Annotated in this window: 13 protein-coding genes; 2 read left to right on the top strand and 11 right to left on the bottom strand. The window is 58.3% G+C overall.

Translation table 11 applies throughout. The annotated features are described in order from the left end of the window. Positions 1-9 precede the first annotated feature (9 nt). The 3 genes from Q0864_RS07100 to Q0864_RS07090 form a co-directional block, all read right to left on the bottom strand. Complete coding sequence (locus Q0864_RS07100) at positions 10-2028, bottom strand: putative 2-aminoethylphosphonate ABC transporter permease subunit (protein ID WP_298567255.1); 2019 nt, start codon at positions 2026-2028, stop codon at positions 10-12. Beyond that, positions 2028-3140 (bottom strand): putative 2-aminoethylphosphonate ABC transporter ATP-binding protein, encoded by a 1113-nt coding sequence (locus Q0864_RS07095; RefSeq protein ID WP_298567252.1) that lies wholly within the window; start codon positions 3138-3140, stop codon positions 2028-2030. The genes Q0864_RS07100 and Q0864_RS07095 overlap by 1 nt, the downstream gene beginning before the upstream one ends. 135 nt (positions 3141-3275) lie before the next feature. Next, positions 3276-4298, bottom strand: a complete 1023-nt coding sequence (locus Q0864_RS07090) for a putative 2-aminoethylphosphonate ABC transporter substrate-binding protein (RefSeq protein ID WP_298567249.1) — start codon at positions 4296-4298, stop codon at positions 3276-3278. A gap of 508 nt (positions 4299-4806) precedes the next feature. Here Q0864_RS07090 and Q0864_RS07085 point away from each other — a divergent pair. Both Q0864_RS07085 and Q0864_RS07080 read left to right on the top strand, forming a co-directional pair. After that, complete coding sequence (locus Q0864_RS07085; RefSeq protein WP_298567246.1) at positions 4807-7029, top strand: thiamine pyrophosphate-dependent enzyme; 2223 nt, start codon at positions 4807-4809, stop codon at positions 7027-7029. Between the two features lie 3 nt (positions 7030-7032). Beyond that, a complete protein-coding gene (locus Q0864_RS07080; protein WP_298567243.1) occupies positions 7033-7959 on the top strand; it encodes a carbohydrate kinase in 927 nt (308 codons plus the stop codon). Between the two features lie 69 nt (positions 7960-8028). Here Q0864_RS07080 and Q0864_RS07075 read toward each other — a convergent pair whose 3' ends face one another. The 8 genes from Q0864_RS07075 to Q0864_RS07040 form a co-directional block, all read right to left on the bottom strand. Next, on the bottom strand, positions 8029-9285 hold the full coding sequence (locus tag Q0864_RS07075) for an ABC transporter permease (protein WP_298567240.1): 1257 nt from the start codon (positions 9283-9285) through the stop codon (positions 8029-8031). Next, positions 9282-10202 (bottom strand): ABC transporter permease, encoded by a 921-nt coding sequence (locus Q0864_RS07070; RefSeq protein ID WP_248364846.1) that lies wholly within the window; start codon positions 10200-10202, stop codon positions 9282-9284. Before Q0864_RS07070 ends, Q0864_RS07075 begins: the two co-directional genes overlap by 4 nt. A 12-nt stretch (positions 10203-10214) precedes the next feature. Next, positions 10215-11327: an ABC transporter ATP-binding protein gene (locus Q0864_RS07065; RefSeq protein WP_298567234.1), complete on the bottom strand. Its 1113-nt coding sequence runs from the start codon at positions 11325-11327 to the stop codon at positions 10215-10217. Positions 11328-11451: 124 nt separating this feature from the next. Next, positions 11452-12585: an extracellular solute-binding protein gene (locus Q0864_RS07060; RefSeq protein WP_298567232.1), complete on the bottom strand. Its 1134-nt coding sequence runs from the start codon at positions 12583-12585 to the stop codon at positions 11452-11454. Positions 12586-12931: 346 nt separating this feature from the next. Then, entirely contained in the window at positions 12932-14077 is a 1146-nt protein-coding gene (locus tag Q0864_RS07055) for an iron-containing alcohol dehydrogenase (protein ID WP_298567229.1), read from the bottom strand. Continuing rightward, positions 14074-15456, bottom strand: a complete 1383-nt coding sequence (locus Q0864_RS07050; RefSeq protein WP_298567226.1) for an aldehyde dehydrogenase family protein — start codon at positions 15454-15456, stop codon at positions 14074-14076. The genes Q0864_RS07055 and Q0864_RS07050 overlap by 4 nt, the downstream gene beginning before the upstream one ends. 77 nt (positions 15457-15533) lie before the next feature. After that, positions 15534-16895 carry a glutamine synthetase family protein gene (locus tag Q0864_RS07045; RefSeq protein ID WP_298567222.1) on the bottom strand — a complete coding sequence of 454 codons (1362 nt, stop codon included), beginning with the start codon at positions 16893-16895 and terminating at the stop codon, positions 15534-15536. Between the two features lie 31 nt (positions 16896-16926). Then, positions 16927-18606: a Na/Pi cotransporter family protein gene (locus Q0864_RS07040; RefSeq protein ID WP_298567219.1), complete on the bottom strand. Its 1680-nt coding sequence runs from the start codon at positions 18604-18606 to the stop codon at positions 16927-16929. Between the last annotated feature and the right edge of the window lies 1 nt (position 18607).

The following is an 18607-nucleotide window of genomic DNA, read 5'->3' as shown; positions in this document are numbered from 1 at the left end:
AGGTCACGCTCAACGCGTTCGCCACGCTTGCGTTCTGACCAGCACACCTTTTGAAACCAGCAGGTGAATGATCCGCGCAACCGCGTTGGTATAGAAGATCATCATCCCCATCGCAGCAGCCGGGGCAATGTCACCCGCATCATCCATGTTCAGCACCGCGATGGAGGCCAACGAGGTCTTGGGCGAATACAAAAACACCACCGCAGACACCGTCGTCATCGCATTGACGAACAGATAGATCGAGATGTCCAAGACCGACGGCAAGCAGACTGGCACAGTGACCCGGCTGAACAGCTTCATCGTGGGCTGCTTCAGCGACGCGGAGACCGATTCAAACTCGCGGTCCATCTGCTTCAATGCCGTGACGGCCGTCAGGTGCGACACCGTATAAAAGTGCGTCACCGAACAGATCACAAGGATCGCCATCGTGCCGTAGATCACATTCAGCGGGTTGGACGGACTGTTGAAGAAGAAGATGTAAGCCAAGCCCAGCACCATACCCGGAATGGCCATCGGCAACATGGCGAACATCTGAAAGAGCGCGCGGCCAGTTCTGAACCCGTTGGTTTTCTCGACCAGATAGGCTCCGAAAAACACGATCGCAGTGCCGAATACGGCCGTGAACAGGCCCAGTTTGATCGAATTGTAGTAAGACGCCCAGCCGCCGCCATCCATCTTGTCGAACTGATAGTTGTTGAGGCTCAGGCTAAGATCATAGGGCCAGAATTTGATCAGGGCGGCGTATTGGCAGATCGCCAGAATACCCACGATGAACAGGCCAACGAACGCGCAATAGATGAACGATATCAAGTCCGTGCGCTGGTTGGGTTGCGGCTGATAAGGGACAGACCGCGCCGACAGCAATGCCACCTGCTTCGACTGCACCAATCGGTCGATGGCAAAGGCGAAGATGGCCGGGATGACGAGCACCACGGACACCACTGCACCCATCTCGAAATTCTGTTGGCCGATCACCTGTTTGTAGATGTCCACCGCCAGCACGTTGAACTGACCGCCGATCACCTTTGGCAGTCCGAAATCGGTGATCACAAGGTTGAACACCACAAATGCCGCCGAGATCAGGCCATAGCGCGCGCCCGGAATGGTCACCGTCCAAAACGTGCGCCAGCGCGTGGCCCGCAGACTGGCGGCAGCTTCGTAAAGGCGCGCGTCCGAGATCGCCAGCGCGGTCGAGATGATCATGAACGCATGTGGGAACGTAAAGAATATGGATCCGATCACGATCCCAATCGGGCCATAAATGCTGGCCCCGAACAAAAGCTCTTTCGCGATACCTTGATTGCCGAACAGATAGACCAGCGCGATGCCGGGCAACAGCGACGGCACAAGGATCGGGGCCATGGCGATCAGCCGGAATACACCCTTGTAACGCATACAGCTTCGGTTCAGCGCATAGGCGAACCAAAACGCCAAGGTCACGGTCACGATCGTGCTGATAACCGCAATCCACAGAGAGTTCTTGATCGAATTGAACAGCGCGGGTGTCGAGAAGTAGTTGATAAAGTTGTCAAACCCGGTCGCTTTCACAGGTCGCAACTGCACGCGGCGGAAGGTGTTGCTGTCAAGCGTTACCCAATCGGTTCCATCCTGCAGGGTCGATCCGACAAGAAAACGACCCTCGTCGCTTGTATTGCGGACCTGATACATGACCGGGCTGCGAAAGCTGAAATCGGGAAACAATCCGGTGACGGGCAAGCGACCATCGGACCCGGTGTTCAGTTCGGCCGGGTCAATCGCGCCGGTTTGCTGGTTCAACACCTCTGCGTTCAGAATGGTCCCATCAAAGACACCCGCATCGTCGCTGATCTGAAACTCGTATTGCGAAAGCTCGACGCGATAGGTCGAAAAGGACTTGGACAGCATCGCGTAGAGCGGCAAGGCCAGCGTGATAATAAGGTAAAGCGCGATCACCATCATGCCGCCGCGCATTAGGATGTCGTCGCGGCTCAACTTGCCTTTGACGACCGGCCCAGCGGGCATCTGTGTTGCGTCTGAAATTCCGGCCATCAGCTTGCCTCCGGGCGGTCAAACGCCATCAGGCGATCTGTCGGAAGTTCAATAACCATCTGCCGGCCTTCACCAAGCCCGAGGCGTCGCACGGCATTGATCGAAAAATCGGCAATCAGTTCTGAGGCGCCGAACCGTTCGTTGCGCAAACGGCACCGCCAGAACGACCCAAGGAATTCCATTTCATGCAACAGCACGTCGATGCAATTGCGGTTGGGATCATCAGCATCATAGCCTTCTTCATGCGGTATGATGTCTTCGGGGCGGATCGCGGCAACGACGGGGGTGCCGTCGCTGAAGCTGTGCTCATGGCAGGCAAAGGTCTTTTCCCCGACGCTGAGCCGCCCGCCCTTGGTCACCGTGGAGGTGATCTGGTTCATTTCGCCAATGAAGTCGGCAACGAACAAGTTGGCGGGTTCGCGGTAGATCTCGGTAGGGGATCCAACCTGTTCGATCACGCCATGGTTCATCACCACGATCCGGTCAGCCATGGCCAGAGCCTCTTCCTGATCATGTGTCACCATGACGGTGGTCACGCCCAGCTTGCGTTGAAGCTCCTTGATCTCGTGGCGCAGGTGAACGCGCACCTTGGCATCCAGTGCGGACAGCGGCTCATCCAGCAGCAATAGGCCAGGGTTGGTTGCAATCGCGCGGGCCAAAGCAATGCGCTGCTGTTGACCACCAGAAAGCTGTGCCGGGTATTTCTTTCCTTGTTCCGGCAGACCGACCAGATCAAGCAACTCGGCGACGCGGGCGGTAATCTCGGCTTTGCCGCGACCGGTGTTTTCCAGACCAAAGGCGATGTTCTTTTCGATCGTCAGGTTGGGAAACAACGCATACGACTGGAAGACAATACCGAAATCGCGCTCGGACGGCGGCAGGTTCGACACATCCTTTCCGCCCTGCATCACAGTGCCCTTGGTTTGCAGATCCAACCCGGCAATCGCGCGCAGCAATGTGGTCTTGCCGCAGCCGGAAGGCCCGAGGAAGCAAACAAATTCGCCATTCTTGACCGCCAGTGTGATGTCTTTCAGTGCCAGAAAGGCACCAAAGGCTTTCCACAGGTTGTCAATGCTCAGATACGTTTCATCAGAAGCGTGGTGTTGTGTCACGGAGTGGATCCTTACCTCAACGGTTTTCACGTACAGGTGTGCCGACCGGCTTATGCCGGGTCTGTTCTGTTTGTTTCAAAGAAGGGAGCGCATTGGAGTGAGCGGGGGGCAAATGCTGTCCCCCGCTCAAAACGATCAGGACTTGGGTTCAGACTTGCCGTCATAGCGGCTCTGCCATTCCTTAAGGATCGCAGCCCGGTTGTTTGCAGCAAATTCGAAGTCATTGTCGATCATTGCATCCAGAAGACCTTCGGGGAAGTGTTCGACCGGTTGCGCAACGCCCGGATAGGCGACGACAGCATAGCCGGTGTTATACATCACGTTGGCTTCTTTCGTGACTGTGAAGTCGACCAGAGTTTGCGCCGCTTCCAGATTGGCCGTGCCCGCGACGATAGCCGTGGCTTCCATATCCCAACCGACGCCTTCAGACGGCACGATGATTTCCAACGGAGCGCCCGCAGCTTTTGACTTGGCCCCACGGAATGCAAACGAGATACCGATCGGAATTTCGCCTGAAGCAGCCAGCTTGCAGGGTTTCGAGCCGGAATGCGTATAGCGCGCTATGTTTTCGTGCAGCGCGTCCATATATTCCCATCCGCCTTCTTCACCGAACAGTTGCAGCCAGCTGGAAACGTCAAGGAACCCAGTGCCGGACGAATTTGGGTTCGGCATGATAAGGTGACCCGCATACATCGGATCAGTCAGGTCCTTCCACGACGTGGGCGGCGTTAGCCCGGCTTTCTCAGCCTCGACAGTGTTGTAGCAGACCGCCGCGACCCAAGCGTCCATCCCGACCCATGCCGGTGGGGTGTCGCCATCCACAAATTTCGGATCAAGGTTTTCGACCCCTGCTGGCGCGTAAGGTTCCAACATGCCTTCGGATTTCAGAAGCAAAAGCGACGTTGCCGCCAGCCCCCAGACAACATCTGCCTGTGGGTTGTCACGTTCGGCAAGCAGCTTTGCGGTGATGATCCCGGTGGAATCGCGCACCCAGTTGATCTTGATGTCCGGGTGGCTTTGGTTAAACGTTTCGGCGTAACGGGCAAGATCTTCGGCCTCGACCGCGGTGTAAACGGTCAGTTCCGTCTCTGCGACGGCAGCCGTGGCAAGAAGAGCCCCCGCCACCAACGACGTAAATGTTGTCGTTAGATACTTCATCTGTTTCTCCTCTGTTGGTCTTTTGTTTTGCAAGCAATCGCTGATTAATCGCGTCGCTGTTTTTTGGTGCGACCAGTTTGGCAGTTTGTGGCGACAAGAAAAATCGATTAAACCTACCACATGATTAGCCCAGCCTATAGCAATAGCAGCCAGGCAGCACATTTGTTCGTCAGTTTTTTGCCGGTGCTTCACCGATCAAGAAAAGGGCCCGCCGGTTGAGACGGCGGCGATCTTCGTTTTAATATAAATACTTCAGTGACTTAATCGCCCCTCAGCTGACCTTTTCGGATTGAGTCATATGCGGGCTCACCACGCCTGACCGTAGCGCCGTGCCGGTGACGTGTGGCGGCTGGCTCGATTACACTTTGCGGCTGGTTGGTATTTTCCATTTGCATTTCTGCGCGCGTGTTGATGCATTCGGGCGAAACCTCGTTCGCTTTGGTGCCAATCATCATGCACCCATGTGACACCCTTGTGACTGTCAGGCCCAAATCAAAGGAGAAATCGCATGGATCGCGCGGATGTCGTCGACCAGGCTTTTCGTGACCGGGTTTTGGCCGGGGATTTCCCGCATGGCGAGGCGCCATCTGGACCGCTTGAAGGCACGGAGGCGGTGGAAATCTTTCGCGCGCAATGCCTGAGCCGAAATCTGGACCGGCAGTCGCGCAAGATGCAGGCTGCGGGTCAGGGTTACTATACGATTGGGTCTTCGGGCCACGAAGGCATGGCCGCGGTCGCCGCCGCGGTCCGGCCGAAAGACATGGCGTTCCTTCATTACCGCGATGGTGCCTTTCAGGCGATGCGGTCAAGCCAGGTGCCGGGAACGAACGCTGCGCGGGATATGCTGTTGTCTTTTGCGACCTCGGCCGACGACCCGATCAGCGGCGGGCGTCACAAGGTCTTGGGCTCGAAAGCTCTGGCCATTCCACCCCAGACCTCGACGATTGCAAGCCACCTGCCCAAGGCGGTGGGTGCTGCGTATTCCATTGGTCTGGCCAAGCGAAATCCACCCGAACACAAAGTGCTGGCCGATGATGGCATTGTCTTGTGCTCGTTTGGGGATGCCTCGGCCAACCACTCGACCGCCCAAGGCGCGATCAATGCGGCGCGATGGACCTCCTGCCAATCGGTGCCCCTGCCCCTTCTGTTCGTGTGCGAAGATAACGGGATCGGCATCTCGACCCGCACCCCGACGGGTTGGATCGCTGCAAACTTTTCCAACCAACCGGGTTTGAAGTATTTCGATGCAAATGGGCTGGATATCTACCAGACCTTCCGGGTGGCCCAAGACGCGGCGGACTATGTGCGCACCCAGCGCAAGCCGGCATTTCTGCATCTGTCGGTCGTGCGCCTTTACGGGCATGCGGGGTCCGACCTTCAGCACGCCTATCTTCCGAAAGACGTGTTCGAGAGCTGGGAGGCAGACGACCCCCTTTTGCACTCCGCCCGCCTGCTGATCGACAAACGTGTGCTGACACAAGACGAGGTGTTACGCCTGTATCGCGACGCCGAAACCATCTGCGCAGAAACTGCGGCAGAGGTGGTGACACGCCCACGTCTTGAGACAGCAGAGCAGGTCAGCGCGTCGCTGATCCCATCCCCTCGCGATTGCACGCCGGGCAATGGCCCGACGCCAGAGGCGCGAGCGGCAGCTTTTGGGGCAGACATCGGCCAGATAGACAGCCCTCAGCCCATGAATAGGCTGATCAACTGGGCGCTAACTGACCTGATGCTGGACCACCCCGAAATCATCACAATGGGCGAAGACATTGGGCGCAAAGGTGGGGTCTATGGCGTCACCCAAAAGCTGATCCAGCGGTTCGGTCCCAGCCGGGTGATTGATACCCTTCTGGACGAGCAATCCATTCTCGGGCTGGCCATTGGCGCCGCGCATAACGGATTTATCCCGATGCCCGAGATTCAGTTTCTGGCCTACCTGCATAACGCCGAGGACCAGATCCGGGGCGAGGCTGCCACGCTGCCATTCTTTTCCAACGGGCAGTTCACCAACCCCATGGTCGTCCGCATTGCTGGGTTGGGGTATCAAAAGGGCTTCGGTGGGCATTTTCACAACGACAACTCGTTTGCGGTTCTGCGCGATATTCCCGGCCTTGTGGTCGCGTGCCCATCACGCGGGGACGAGGCCGCGATGATGTTGCGCGAATGCGTTCGACTGGCGCGCGAAGAACAACGCGTCGTAGTGTTCATCGAACCCATTGCGCTCTATCCGATGCGTGATCTGTTGCTTGAAAAGGATGGGGGCTGGATGTCCCGGTATCCCGCCCCTGACCAGCGGATCGGTTTGGGCGAGGTCGGCGTCGAAGGTGACGGACCGCTTGCCATCCTGACCTATGGCAATGGGCGGTATCTGTCCCGGCAGGCCGCCGAAGACCTGAGCGCCGAGGGCATCGAAACCCGGATCATTGACCTTCGTTGGGTGGCCCCATTGCCGCAAGCCGGCATTCTGTCGGCGCTGGCTGGCGCTGAAAAGGTTCTTATCGTGGACGAATGCCGCGCGACTGGAAGTCTGTCCGAGGCTCTGATGGCGTTTCTTCACGAGAACTGCGACCTTGCCCATGCGCGCCATGCTGCGCAGGATTGCTTCATCGCCACGGGCCCCGCCTATGCGGCAACCATGCCGTCACGCGAAAGCATCAGACAGGCCGCGCGCGCGTTGTGGGAAAATGGGCGAGAAGCCGACCCCAATGGCGGGCCGACGAGGAACAGGTAGCGTATGATCTTGTGTTGCGGAGAGGCCCTGATCGACATGATCCCCGCCCCCACGACGACCGGGCGTGACGGCTTCGTGCCCCATGCGGGCGGCGCTGTCTTCAACACCGCCATTGCACTTGGACGCCTTGGTGCCGAAGTGGGGATGCTGACGGGGCTTTCAACCGACATGTTTGGCCAGCAACTGCGCGCGGCCCTCACGGACAGTCACGTGGACACCTCGCACGTGATCACCTCTGATCGCCCCACGACGCTGGCATTTGTTCAGCTGACCAACGGGCACGCGACATATTCCTTTTTCGATGAAAACACCGCCGGGCGTATGTTGACGCCAGATGATATGCCCGCCCTCTCCGCGCAGGTTTCGGCGCTTTATTTTGGTGGCATAAGCCTTGCATGCGAACCTGGCGCAGATGCCTATGCCGCGCTCGTGGCGCGAGAAGGTGCCAACCGCGCGGTGATAATCGACCCCAATATTCGCCCCGGGTTTATCCGCGACGAAGCCCGGTTTCGCGCGCGCCTGGCGTCCATGATCGAATGCGCCGACATCATAAAAGTGTCGAACGAAGATCTGGACTGGATCGACACCGACCAAGGCTCGTTGGCGCAGAAAGCTGGGCGGATCTTGGCATCCGGCCCTTCGGTGCTGATCGTGACGCGCGGCGGCGAAGGCGCGATCGGGTTCCTGCGCGGCGGCGGGGTGGTCGACGTGCCCGCCCAAAAAGCAACGATCGTTGATACGGTTGGCGCGGGCGACACGTTCAATGCAGGCGTGGTTGCCAGGCTGTCTGAACTGGGTGCGCTGACCAAAGAGGCGTTGAAAGCCTTGCCAGAAGACACACTGCGCGAGGCGTTGGTCCATGGGGCACAGGTTGCGGCCGTTACGGTCGCGCGCGCGGGGGCAAACCCGCCTTGGGCGCACGAGCTTTAATCAATTAGCCCAGCAACTGAAAAGGCCCGGCACAAGTCCGGGCCTTTGCTTCATTTCGACCTCTTTGGATCAGTTGTCAGCGCCATTGATGTTGTTGGGGGCAAAGACACCTCCGAAGCCAGAGTTGTTTGACGACCCCGCATCATCAGCAGGGGCTGTGCCCTGATCCCCACCCTGAAGCGTTCCCGGTGCAAAGACGCCGCCAAAACCCGAGTTGTTTGACGGTTTTGCGGCCCCGGTCGCGCCACCCGCCTGACCAGCGGCCTCGGCGTCACGCTTGCGTTGATCGCGCAGTTCCTGGATGCGCTTTTGGGTTTCCAGCCGCTTCTGTTCCTGCACATTGGCAATGCACTGCTTGGGGCTATAAACCGTTGCGGTGCCGATCACCGCGATGGTCGCGACAGCAAAGACAACCAACGTGATGGCGGCTGCATTACCGGTGAAGAAACCGGGCAGTTTGACGCCGCTGGTCACATCGCCAACCGTCGCACCTTCTTTTCGCGCTTTGGCGATGACCTCTTTGCGCTTGATGTTGGCCTCGTTGAACAGGGCCGCGAAGACGGTCAGCACAACGATCATGAACGCCAAAGCCGAGATCGCAGGCGTGATGCCGTAACGCACTTTCTGCGCCAGTTCGATCGTCAGCGTCGGGTATTCGCCGAAGGTAAAGGTGGTGGTGTTGTAGTTCTCGAACGAGGCCAGAAACGCCAGCACCGCCGCCGATGCAAGCGCCGGGCGCATGAAGGGCAGAAGTATCTTGCGAAATGCTTGGGCATGGGTTGCGCCCAAATCCAATGCGGCTTCGGTCAGGGCCAGGTCATAGCGTTGCAGACGGGCCACAAGAACCAACATGCAATAGCTGGCGATGAAGGTGGACTGACCGATGATGGTCAGAAACAGGCCATTTGACAGGAAGCTATCCGCCCCCAGACCCAGCATCCGGTTGATGCGGTCCCAGAAGACCAGTGTCGAGATGCCAAGCACCACGCCGGGGATCAGGATCGGCGCGATGATGATCGTGTAATAGGTCGCGCGCAGTTTGGGCCAGATTTGCGTTAGCATCAGCGCGCCGGCCAGTCCCATCGACACCGACAGGATGATCGTGCCGATCCCCACAAGGATCGAGTTCTTGATGCCGTTCAGGATGCGCTCGTCCTGAAACAGGGCCGAGAACCATTCGAAGGTCAAGCATTCCCAAGGGGTGGCGCGCGGAAAGCTGGGCGAGTTGAACGCAGTGATCGACATGATCACAAGCGGGCCCAGCAGATAGATAAAGAAGATCGCCAGATAGACCCAGATCGAGATACGGATAATGGAATTGTTCATTTGCCGATATCCCCCATGTTCACCTTGAACAGCCGCATGACCGCAAGGACCAGAAGGATACAGGTCACCAGAAGCACTACCGCATAGGCCGCGCCTTGTGGCCAGTCGCTATTGTCATTGAACTGCTGGTAAATCAGCTGGGTGAACCACAGACTGGATGGCCCGCCAAGGATCTGCGGCGCGGCCAGTGCCCCGGCAGACAGCATGAAGACCATCGTGCAGCCCGAACTGATGCCGGGTTTGGCATAGGGAATCACAACGCGTTTATGGATGCGCCACCAAGGGGCGCCAAGGTCGCGCGCGGCCTCGATCTGGTTGTGATCAAGGCTTTCGATCACGTTGTAGATCGGGAAGATCATCAGCAGGATATAGGCGTATCCAAGACCGGCATAGAGCGCAATATCGTTGCGGATGAAGTCAAACGGCGTGTCGAATATCCCGGAGCCGACCAGAATAGTGTTCAGCACCCCGCTTTCGCCAAAGATGATCCGCAGCGCAAAGGCGCGTAAGATTTCGTTGATCCAATAGGGGATAATCAGCATCAGGGCGAGGATACGGATGTGATTGCCCTTGGTCTGGCCCAGATAATACGCGATCGGATAACACAGGATCAGGTTGAAGATGGTCACGCAGACAGCCGCGACCAGAGTGCGGAAAAAGACCTTCAGGTCGACCGCGTTGTAATCCTGACTGCCCCCTTCCGGTCCGAAGACCAGATACTTGTAGTTCTCAAGCGTATAGACATCCTTTGGCCCACCAATTTCAGGCGGGGGCAGGTTCGGACGGAACGAGAAATCGAGCATCGACAGTTGCGGCAGGATGATCAGACCGACGGTCCAGAACAGGACCAGACCCAGCATCAACGACCCCATCAACGTGCCGTTCCGATTGAAGAAGTCTTTCAGGAAACTCGGCATGACTGACGCTCCCTATTCCGCGGCCAGTTCGCCGGCGGGGACGGCAACAGCGTTGTCGACCTCGTATTCCAGCGTCATGGCTTGCCCGGTGTGATCGTCGAAGGATTGACCGTGATTGGGGATCGCGACTTTGATTTCCTTGCCGCCGTCACCTTCCATGAAGATGTTGAAGGTGTTGCCTTCAAACTCCTCATGCGTCACTTGCGCGGTCACGAAGTTTTCACCCTTGGTCCCTGTCGGGGCAAGGTCCAGCGCTTCGGGCCGGATGAACATCATCGCGTCGTCGCCAACCGCCAGCTTGCCCAAATTCGCCGTCGAGATACGCGACCGTAGGTCGCCCGACCGATTGGTGCGGATCAGCGCCTCGTTTCCATTGACCTCAAGCACCTTGCCCCGGAACACGTTGTTCTCGCCAACGAAGGAGGCGGCGAAGGCGGTGGCGGGATCGTTATAGATCGTCTTGCCATCACCGATCTGGTCAATGACACCCGCGCGCATCACGGCGATGTCGTCTGACATGGTCAGCGCCTCGCCCTGATCGTGAGTGATGTAGATGAATGTGATGCCGACGCGTTTCTGGATTTCGCGCAGCTCGGTGCGCATGTGTTGGCGTAGCTTCAGATCAAGCGCGGACAGGGGTTCGTCCAGCAGCAGCACATCGGGTTCAGCACACAGTGCGCGGGCAATCGCCACGCGTTGGCGTTGGCCGCCGGAAAGCTCGCTGGGCAGTTTGTCACCTTGGTCAGACAGGGCAATCATGTCCAGCAATTCATCGGCACGCTTGCGACGTTCCTTGGCAGACGCGCCCGCAATTTCCATCGAGAACGAGATATTCTCCCACACCTTCATCAGCGGGAACAGGGCAAGGTTCTGGAAGATCAAAGCCGTCGGGCGCTTGTTCGGCCCGATGCCCTTCATGTTGTTGCCGCCAATCAGCACATTGCCTTCGCTGGGTTCAAGAAACCCGGACACAGCGCGCAGGATGGTGGTCTTGCCACAGCCCGACGGCCCAAGGAACGAAAAGAAATCGCCCCCCTTGATGTGCACATTCGCGTCGCGCACGGCGACGAAATCCCCAAAGCGGATCCACAGATTTTCGAGATCGACGCCTACTCCGGCACTCATATGGCTTCTCCCCATGCACGGATTGGTCACACCCTTCTTGCGGGGCGCGGCTCCGTGTTCAACGTTTCAGTCTGATGTGTGACGCTCCCCCGCCCACAGGCAGGGGAACGCTGTTTCAAGGCGATCAGGCGCTCTTGAACTTGTTGACGAACTCGGTCCGCACATCGGCATACCAAGGTGCTTCGGCAGGCCATGGGTTCAGGTTGGCCAGGCTTTCACCCGGATAGGCTTCCGAGAAGTTTTTCTTGTAGGTGTCACCCGAATAGGTGTCCGCCCCAAGAACGGGCGAGTTATAGCCATGGCTGTCAATCGCAACGCCCGCAGGCTCCTGACGATAGGCATATTCGATGAAGGCATAGATCTGGTCCATGTTCTCGGCACCGACCGGCATCGACATGCCGTCAACCCATGCCATCGCACCTTCGACCGGCGCTTGGTAATGCACAGGTTCGCCAGCGGACTTAAGCGCCAGCGGCGGACCATCCCAAGTCTGGCCGACCACGACACCTTCGTTCAAAAGACCGTTCTTCTGGGTGTCAGCATCGTTCCAGATCAGTTTGATGCGGTCCTTGCGGGCAACGCACCAATCGGTGACCTGACCCCAAACCTTGCGCATGGTTTCTTCGTCTTCATAAGCCGACCAGATCGAGCCCGGCTCCATCTCGCCCGACGCTTCCATATACAGGCCAGCACCCAGCATCATCGAATGCGCACGGCCCATGGTCTTGCCAGCGTTTTCTTCCGACCATACGTCACCGTAGCTTGGCGCGTCACCAGCAGGCAGCCACAGGTCGGTGCGATAGGCAATGCCTTCAGTGCCCCAGATATGCGGCAGCCAATGGGCGCCTGCATCCCCGAAGTTCCATGCGTCGGTGCCGATTTTGGCCATTGCCGGGTTCACCGCATCAATGTTGACCTTCGACAGATCGAACGGTTGCAGAAGCTCAAGCGGCCCCCACTGAAGCGACCGGTTGTTGGTCGGCGAGATGATGTCGAAGCCCTGACCTTTGGTGGCCTTCATCTTGTTGATGATTTCTTCGTTCGAGCCGATCCCGGTATAATTCACCTTGATGCCGGTTTCCGCTTCAAAGCCTGCGATAAACTCGGGCGGCAGGTAGTCCGACCACATCAGGATGTTAACCTCACCCGACGATGCCAATGCGTTTTTCACAAACATCGGTGTCGCCAAGGCTGCAGCGCCGACCGTGGTCGCGCCTTTCAGCACGGAACGTCTGCTGAACTGTGTTTTGGTTGTCATAGTAGTCTCCCGTTGGTTTTTGTTTTTTTATGTTGGCAGTCTTTGCCAATAGTGCCGACCAAAATAGCACCAGCTTGGACCGCTAGTTCAGTCCAGTTCATACCAAGATCAGCAGGCACTTGTCCGGGCGTGTCCGCATGGTGCGCTGTCAGGACCGAAATTGTTGTTCCCCCCATCGTTCAAACCGTGCCACACGCTTTTCACATCGAACGCATATCGGCGGTTGGATTCACCAAGAATCGACACTGTGAGCATGTGTCCACGTTACAATGGACCAAGTGTCACGCCCGTTTGCATCACGTGTCAACACTTCGCCCGTCAACTTTTTGCCGGTCCGACGCCTGCATCAGATGACCTGCTCAAAAAGCGTTCGCAGGTTTTCTTCGGTCAACTCGATTGGATTTCCGCCACAGGACGGGTCCTTGATCGCCCCTTGGACAAGCGCATCGATCTTGTCTCGCGTGACGCCAAGCTCACCCAGCTTGCGCGGGATGCCGAAGCTGTCATTGAACTGCTGGACGAATGCCTGAAACCCTTCGAAGCCACCTGCGATGCCCAGAAATCCGGCGGCACGGTCAAAGCGATCTTTGATGGCTGGGGCATTGAACGCCAGCACGGCAGGCATGCAGACGGCGTTGGTTGTTCCGTGGTGGGTGTTGAAGATCGCCCCGACCGGATGGCTGAGCGCATGAATGGCGCCAAGCCCTTTTTGAAACGCCGTGGCGCCCATCGCGGCGGCGCTCATCAACTGACCACGCGCTTCGATATCGGTGCCGTCGGCATAAGCGCGCGGCAGATAGTCGATGACCAGCCGCATACCTTCAAGGGCAATGCCCTGGCTCATTGGGTGATAGTGCGGGCTGGAGTAGGCCTCGACGCAGTGGGCAAAGGCATCCAGACCGGTGCCGGCGGTGATGAACCTGGGCATACCTACGGTCAATTCGGGGTCGCAAATGACCACCGAGGGCAGCACCTTTGGATGAAAGATGATCTTCTTCTCATGCGTCACCGAGTTGGTGATGATGGCTGCCCGCCCAACCTCGGACCCGGTTCCCGCCGTGGTGGGCACGGCGATGATCGGGGCTATTGCGTCCGGGTCGGCGCGGGTCCACCAATCGCCGATATCTTCGAAATCCCAAAGAGGGCGTGTCTGGCCGGACATAAAGGCAACCATCTTGCCCAGGTCCAGCCCCGATCCGCCGCCGAAGGCGATCACACCGTCATGGCCTCCGGCTTTGAAGGCCTCGACGCCAGCATAAAGGTTCACCTCGGACGGGTTTGGATCGACGTCACTGAACAACCCGCGCCCCAGCCCGGCGGCCTTGATGGTGTCCAGCGCGGCTTTGGTGATCGGAAGGTCCGCCAACCCTTTATCCGTTACCAGAAGCGGGCGTTTCATCCCGGCCTTCGCACAAGCGTCAGGCAATTCATTTATCCGGCCTGCGCCAAACCTGATCGCGGTCGGGTAGGACCAATTTCCAACAAGGCTCATGTCGTTACCTTTTTCAGATGATAGGATTTCGGACGGGTGAGGTTCTGATAGCCGATCACCGACAACCCGCCGCCACGCCCCGTGTTTTTGCAACCGGTCCAGCACAGGCCTGGATCAAGATAATCTGCGCGGTTCATAAAGACCGTGCCGGTTTCGACCTGATCGCCAACTGATTGCGCACGCTCAAGGTCACGGGTCCAGAGCGACGCGGTCAAACCAAATTCGCTGTCATTCATCAGGCGGATCGCCTCGGCGTCGTCTTTGACGGGCATGATACCGACTACCGGGCCAAAGCTTTCGTCGCGCATCACGCGCATGTCGTGGGTGACATTGGTCAGAATCTGAGGCGTCAGATACGCGCCGCCGTCATCTTCGGTGAACGGGTCGATATGGGCCTTTGCGCCGTCCGCCAACGCTTCGGCAATCTGGGCGCGCACCTCGGAAGCAAAGCGCACATTTGCCATCGGGCCAAGCGTGGTTTTCGGGTCCAGCGGATTGCCCAGTTTGTAGCCTTTCACGATCTCAACGGCCTTGGCGACGAACGCATCAAACAGGCTCTCATGCACATAGATCCGTTCAATCCCACAGCAGCACTGGCCCGCGTTGAACATCGCCCCGTCGATCAGGGTTTCCGCTGCCGCCTCCAGATCGGCGTCGTCCATCACATAGCCGGGGTCTTTGCCGCCAAGCTCGGTGCCCACGCCGGTGAAAGTGCCTGCGGCGGCGCGCTCCATCGCCTGCCCGCCACCGACCGAACCGGTGAAGTTCACGAAGTCGAACGCATTGCCAGCGATCAGATCATTGGTGACATCGTGCGACAGGAAGATGTTTTGAAACACACCATCGGGAAGGCCTGCCGCGCGAAAGGCGGCTTCCATCCGTTCACCAACCAACAGGGTCTGTGTTGCGTGTTTCAGCACCACGGTGTTGCCTGCAATCAATGCTGGCGCGACCGTGTTGATTGCCGTCATGTAAGGATAATTCCACGGGGCCACGACAAAAACCACGCCGTGCGGGATGCGTTTGATATAGCGCTTGAAGGTCGCGTCTTCGCCGACCTCAATATCCGCCAATGCCTCGGCTGCGATTGCGGCCATATGCGTCGCGCGTTCGTTGAAGCCACCGAACTCGCCACCATAGCGCACCGGGCGACCCATCATCTGGGCAAGCTCTGGCACGATCTCGTCATTCATTGCGCCGACGGCTGCGACGCCTGCCAGCACAAGGTCAATCCGGTCCTGCAACGGGCGCGCAGCCCATGCCGCCTGCGCGTCGCGCGCGCGCTGCGCAACTGCCAACGCATCCTCAATCGCCAATGTCTCGCGCGTTGCATAAGCCGACCCGTCAATCGGTGAGACGCATGTGAGTGTCTGTGCCATATGATCCTCGTTCAATAATGCAAGCCCCGTAGTGCGACCAAAATGGGTCTGTAGACGCCGCAGAAGGGGTGATGCGCCTATGCCCGCTCAAACCCGCGCGCGACTTCCCAATCCGTGACGATGCGTTCAAATTCTTCTATCTCGACCTCTGCGGTTCGGGCGTAGTGGTCCACCACATCGTCGCCCATCGCAGAGCGCAGCATGTCCGACCCAAGCAGAGCTTCGCGCGCGTCGCGCAGGTTGCCCGGGATCATACCGCTCTCGCCTTGATAGACATCTCCCTTGGTGGGCGGCTGAAGGGTCAGCTTTTCCTCGATCCCGGCAAGTCCTGCCGCCAACATGCCGGCAATCGCCAGATAGGGGTTCATGTCCGACCCCGGAATGCGGCATTCGACACGCACGGCGTTGGTGCCTTCACCACACAGTCGAAAACCAGCGGTGCGGTTATCCACGGACCAGATGATCCGGGTGGGGGCGAAGGTGCCCTTCATGAAACGCTTGTAGCTGTTGATATAGGGGGCCATGAAAAACGTGTAGTCGGGGGCGTATTTCAGCAAACCGGCCATGTAGTGTTTCATCAGCACTGACATGCCAAGCTTGTCGTTCGCATCCTTGAACGCGGGGGCGCCATCGCGCCACAACGACATGTGAACATGGGACGAACTGCCCACCCGGTCATGGTGCCACTTTGGCAAGAAGGTCGCTGCATGCCCATGCTGCCACGCGATTTCTTTGACCGCGTGTTTGGCAATCGTGTGATACGCCGCCGTGTCCATGGCCGGCGCATATTTGATATTCAACTCTTCCTGACCGGCCTCGGCTTCGCCTTTGGTGTTTTCGACCGGCAGACCGGCATTCCAGAGGTGGTTGCGGATCGGCCGCATCACGTGTTCCTCTTTCGTGGTCTGAAGGATGTGATAATCCTCGTTGTAACCAGAGATCGGTGCAAGGTCGCGGAACCCTTCCTTGCGAATTTCGTCAAAGCTTTTCTCGAACAAGAAGAACTCGAGCTCTGTGGCGATCATGGCGTCGAACCCCATCGCTGACAGCCGCGCGACCTGCCGCTTCAGGATGGCGCGCGGCGAATGAGGCACCTCTTCGTGGGTGTGGTGATCCAGCACGTCGCACAATACCATCACAGTCGCTTCCAACCATGGCACCGGTCGCAATGTGTCTAGGTCGGGTTTCATGACATAGTCGCCATAACCACTTTCCCAGCTGGTCGCGGCATAGCCATCTGGGGTCGCCATTTCCAGATCGGTCGCCAGCAGATAATTGCAGCAATGGGTTTCGCGCCAAGCGCCTGCCACGAAATGACCCGCATGGAACCGCTTGCCCATCAGTCGGCCCTGCATGTCCACAAGGCAAACCAGAACGGTATCGACATCGCCCGCAGTCACTTGCGCTTTCAGGTCTTCTAAACTCAGTGTCTGAGCCATTGCGGCTTCTCCTTCTTCGTGGCCACAGGGATCAGGACCCTGCTTCGGGCATATCCTCGATCAGCCGTGTTTCAAGCAGTTGACCGTTTCGATAGAGCACCGGATAGGCGACCGCTGCAATATGGCTGTTGAATTCACGCAGGGCGCGCAGGGTTTCCAGATGGATGTCGCTGGTCTCAAAACTATTCACTTTACCGTCTTGCAAGCGCTTCAAATGCCGCTTTCGGCTTCGCCGTTCCGCCTGTTTCAACTCGGTCTTTTCAAGGCTGAGCAGGCGCGCGCTTTCCAGATCGTCAGACATCAACACGTTTGAGGCAAGCTTCATATTGGCAAGGATGCTTTCATGCATGCGCACCAATTCATTCCATCCTTCTTGCGAAAAATGCGTTCGCTCCTTGCACATTTCGCGCGCCAGCACGGCCAGTCGCTTGGCGACCACGTCGCCCGCGGTCTCAAGCCGGATCGCATATTCCATCAGGTCACGGGCAAGCTTTGCATTCTCCTTGCCGAATTCCTTCTGTGGGATCACCGCGACGAAGTCTCTGATCCCGGCAAGACAAGCGTTCACGTCATCATCAAGCGCCTGCACCGCTTTGATCCGGGCCAAATCTCTGTTGCGATACAGCTCTAGCGCAGGGCGAAACATGACCTCGACCAGATCGGTCATCCGCAGCAGTTCTTTCTTGAGGCTCGAAAGCGCCTGCGCAGGTGGCCCGACATTCTCGGGGTCCAAGGCGCTGATTTCGTGCAGCGCTAGGCGGGGGTCCGTCGGGGCTTTCAAAACGTTGGGCATCATGGCGCGCACAGGGGCTTCAAGCACCTTCACGAAGGGCAAAGCGATCAGCAGAAGCGACGCGTTGAACGCAATATGGGCCAGCACAAGCCCCTGCCCGGTTTCTGGCAGACTGACCCAGCCGCCGCGCAACGCGAAATTCGCAGCAAACAGGACGATCACGGCCCAGCATCCCCTTAGCACCAGATTGGCAACCGGAATGCGCCGGGTGCGCACATCCAGACTGCGGGTCAGCCAAACCGGTATGAAGGCGGAGCCGAAATTTGCGCCCAGCACCAACGAAAGCCCGGCCGAAAAGGGCACCGCGTCGATCTGCACAAGGGTCACGCACATCAGGATTGCGGCGACGGAACTGTGCATCACAAAGGCCAGCGCCGCCCCCACAAGAAACGCCGTGATAAAATCGCGCGCCAGATAGTTGGCGATGGCGGGCAAGAAGGCGCTGTCACGGATCGGGTCCATCGCCTCGCGCAGAAACCGCAGCGCGATCAGGATGAAGGCGATCCCCATCAGGATACGACCCGCCTGCCGCCACACCCGGCCCTCTGTCTTGACGAAGAGCCATCCCCCAACCGCCAGCAGGACAGGCACAAGCCAATCCAACTGGAAGGACAGGACCTGAATGATCAAAGCGGACCCAAGGTCGCCCCCCAACACGATCGCAAGCCCGGCAGGGAAGGCAAGGTAACCACCCGACGCGAACCCCGCTGCCAGCAACGCAACCGCAGCCGAACTTTGCAGCACCACCGCAAGAATGACACCGGTCGCACTTGCTGCCATCATGCTGCTTTGCCCGGTTAGCATGCGCTGGAAAGACGCGCCGTAGCTGCGCTCGATCCCTGTTCGGACCATGCGCACCGCAAACAGAAGCAACATCGTTGCCCCGGTCAGTTGAACAAGAAAGCTCAGTATTGCCATG

Origin of the sequence: uncultured Aliiroseovarius sp., from assembly GCF_947497285.1 — a bacterium.
Taxonomy (GTDB): Bacteria; Pseudomonadota; Alphaproteobacteria; order Rhodobacterales; family Rhodobacteraceae; genus Aliiroseovarius.
This window is presented reverse-complemented; position numbering and strand designations above follow the sequence as displayed.

What these genes read in the sequence shown, in the direction of transcription:
- Q0864_RS07050 (WP_298567226.1), bottom strand. Translation starts at nt 15,456, where the DNA reads ATGGCACAGACACTCACATGCGTCTCACCGATTGACGGGTCGGCTTAT.
- Q0864_RS07100 (WP_298567255.1), bottom strand. Translation starts at nt 2,028, where the DNA reads ATGGCCGGAATTTCAGACGCAACACAGATGCCCGCTGGGCCGGTCGTC.
- Q0864_RS07065 (WP_298567234.1), bottom strand. Translation starts at nt 11,327, where the DNA reads ATGAGTGCCGGAGTAGGCGTCGATCTCGAAAATCTGTGGATCCGCTTT.
- Q0864_RS07055 (WP_298567229.1), bottom strand. Translation starts at nt 14,077, where the DNA reads ATGAGCCTTGTTGGAAATTGGTCCTACCCGACCGCGATCAGGTTTGGC.
- Q0864_RS07075 (WP_298567240.1), bottom strand. Translation starts at nt 9,285, where the DNA reads ATGAACAATTCCATTATCCGTATCTCGATCTGGGTCTATCTGGCGATC.
- Q0864_RS07045 (WP_298567222.1), bottom strand. Translation starts at nt 16,895, where the DNA reads ATGGCTCAGACACTGAGTTTAGAAGACCTGAAAGCGCAAGTGACTGCG.
- Q0864_RS07070 (WP_248364846.1), bottom strand. Translation starts at nt 10,202, where the DNA reads ATGCCGAGTTTCCTGAAAGACTTCTTCAATCGGAACGGCACGTTGATG.
- Q0864_RS07040 (WP_298567219.1), bottom strand. Translation starts at nt 18,606, where the DNA reads ATGGCAATACTGAGCTTTCTTGTTCAACTGACCGGGGCAACGATGTTG.
- Q0864_RS07060 (WP_298567232.1), bottom strand. Translation starts at nt 12,585, where the DNA reads ATGACAACCAAAACACAGTTCAGCAGACGTTCCGTGCTGAAAGGCGCG.
- Q0864_RS07090 (WP_298567249.1), bottom strand. Translation starts at nt 4,298, where the DNA reads ATGAAGTATCTAACGACAACATTTACGTCGTTGGTGGCGGGGGCTCTT.
- Q0864_RS07085 (WP_298567246.1), top strand. Translation starts at nt 4,807, where the DNA reads ATGGATCGCGCGGATGTCGTCGACCAGGCTTTTCGTGACCGGGTTTTG.
- Q0864_RS07080 (WP_298567243.1), top strand. Translation starts at nt 7,033, where the DNA reads ATGATCTTGTGTTGCGGAGAGGCCCTGATCGACATGATCCCCGCCCCC.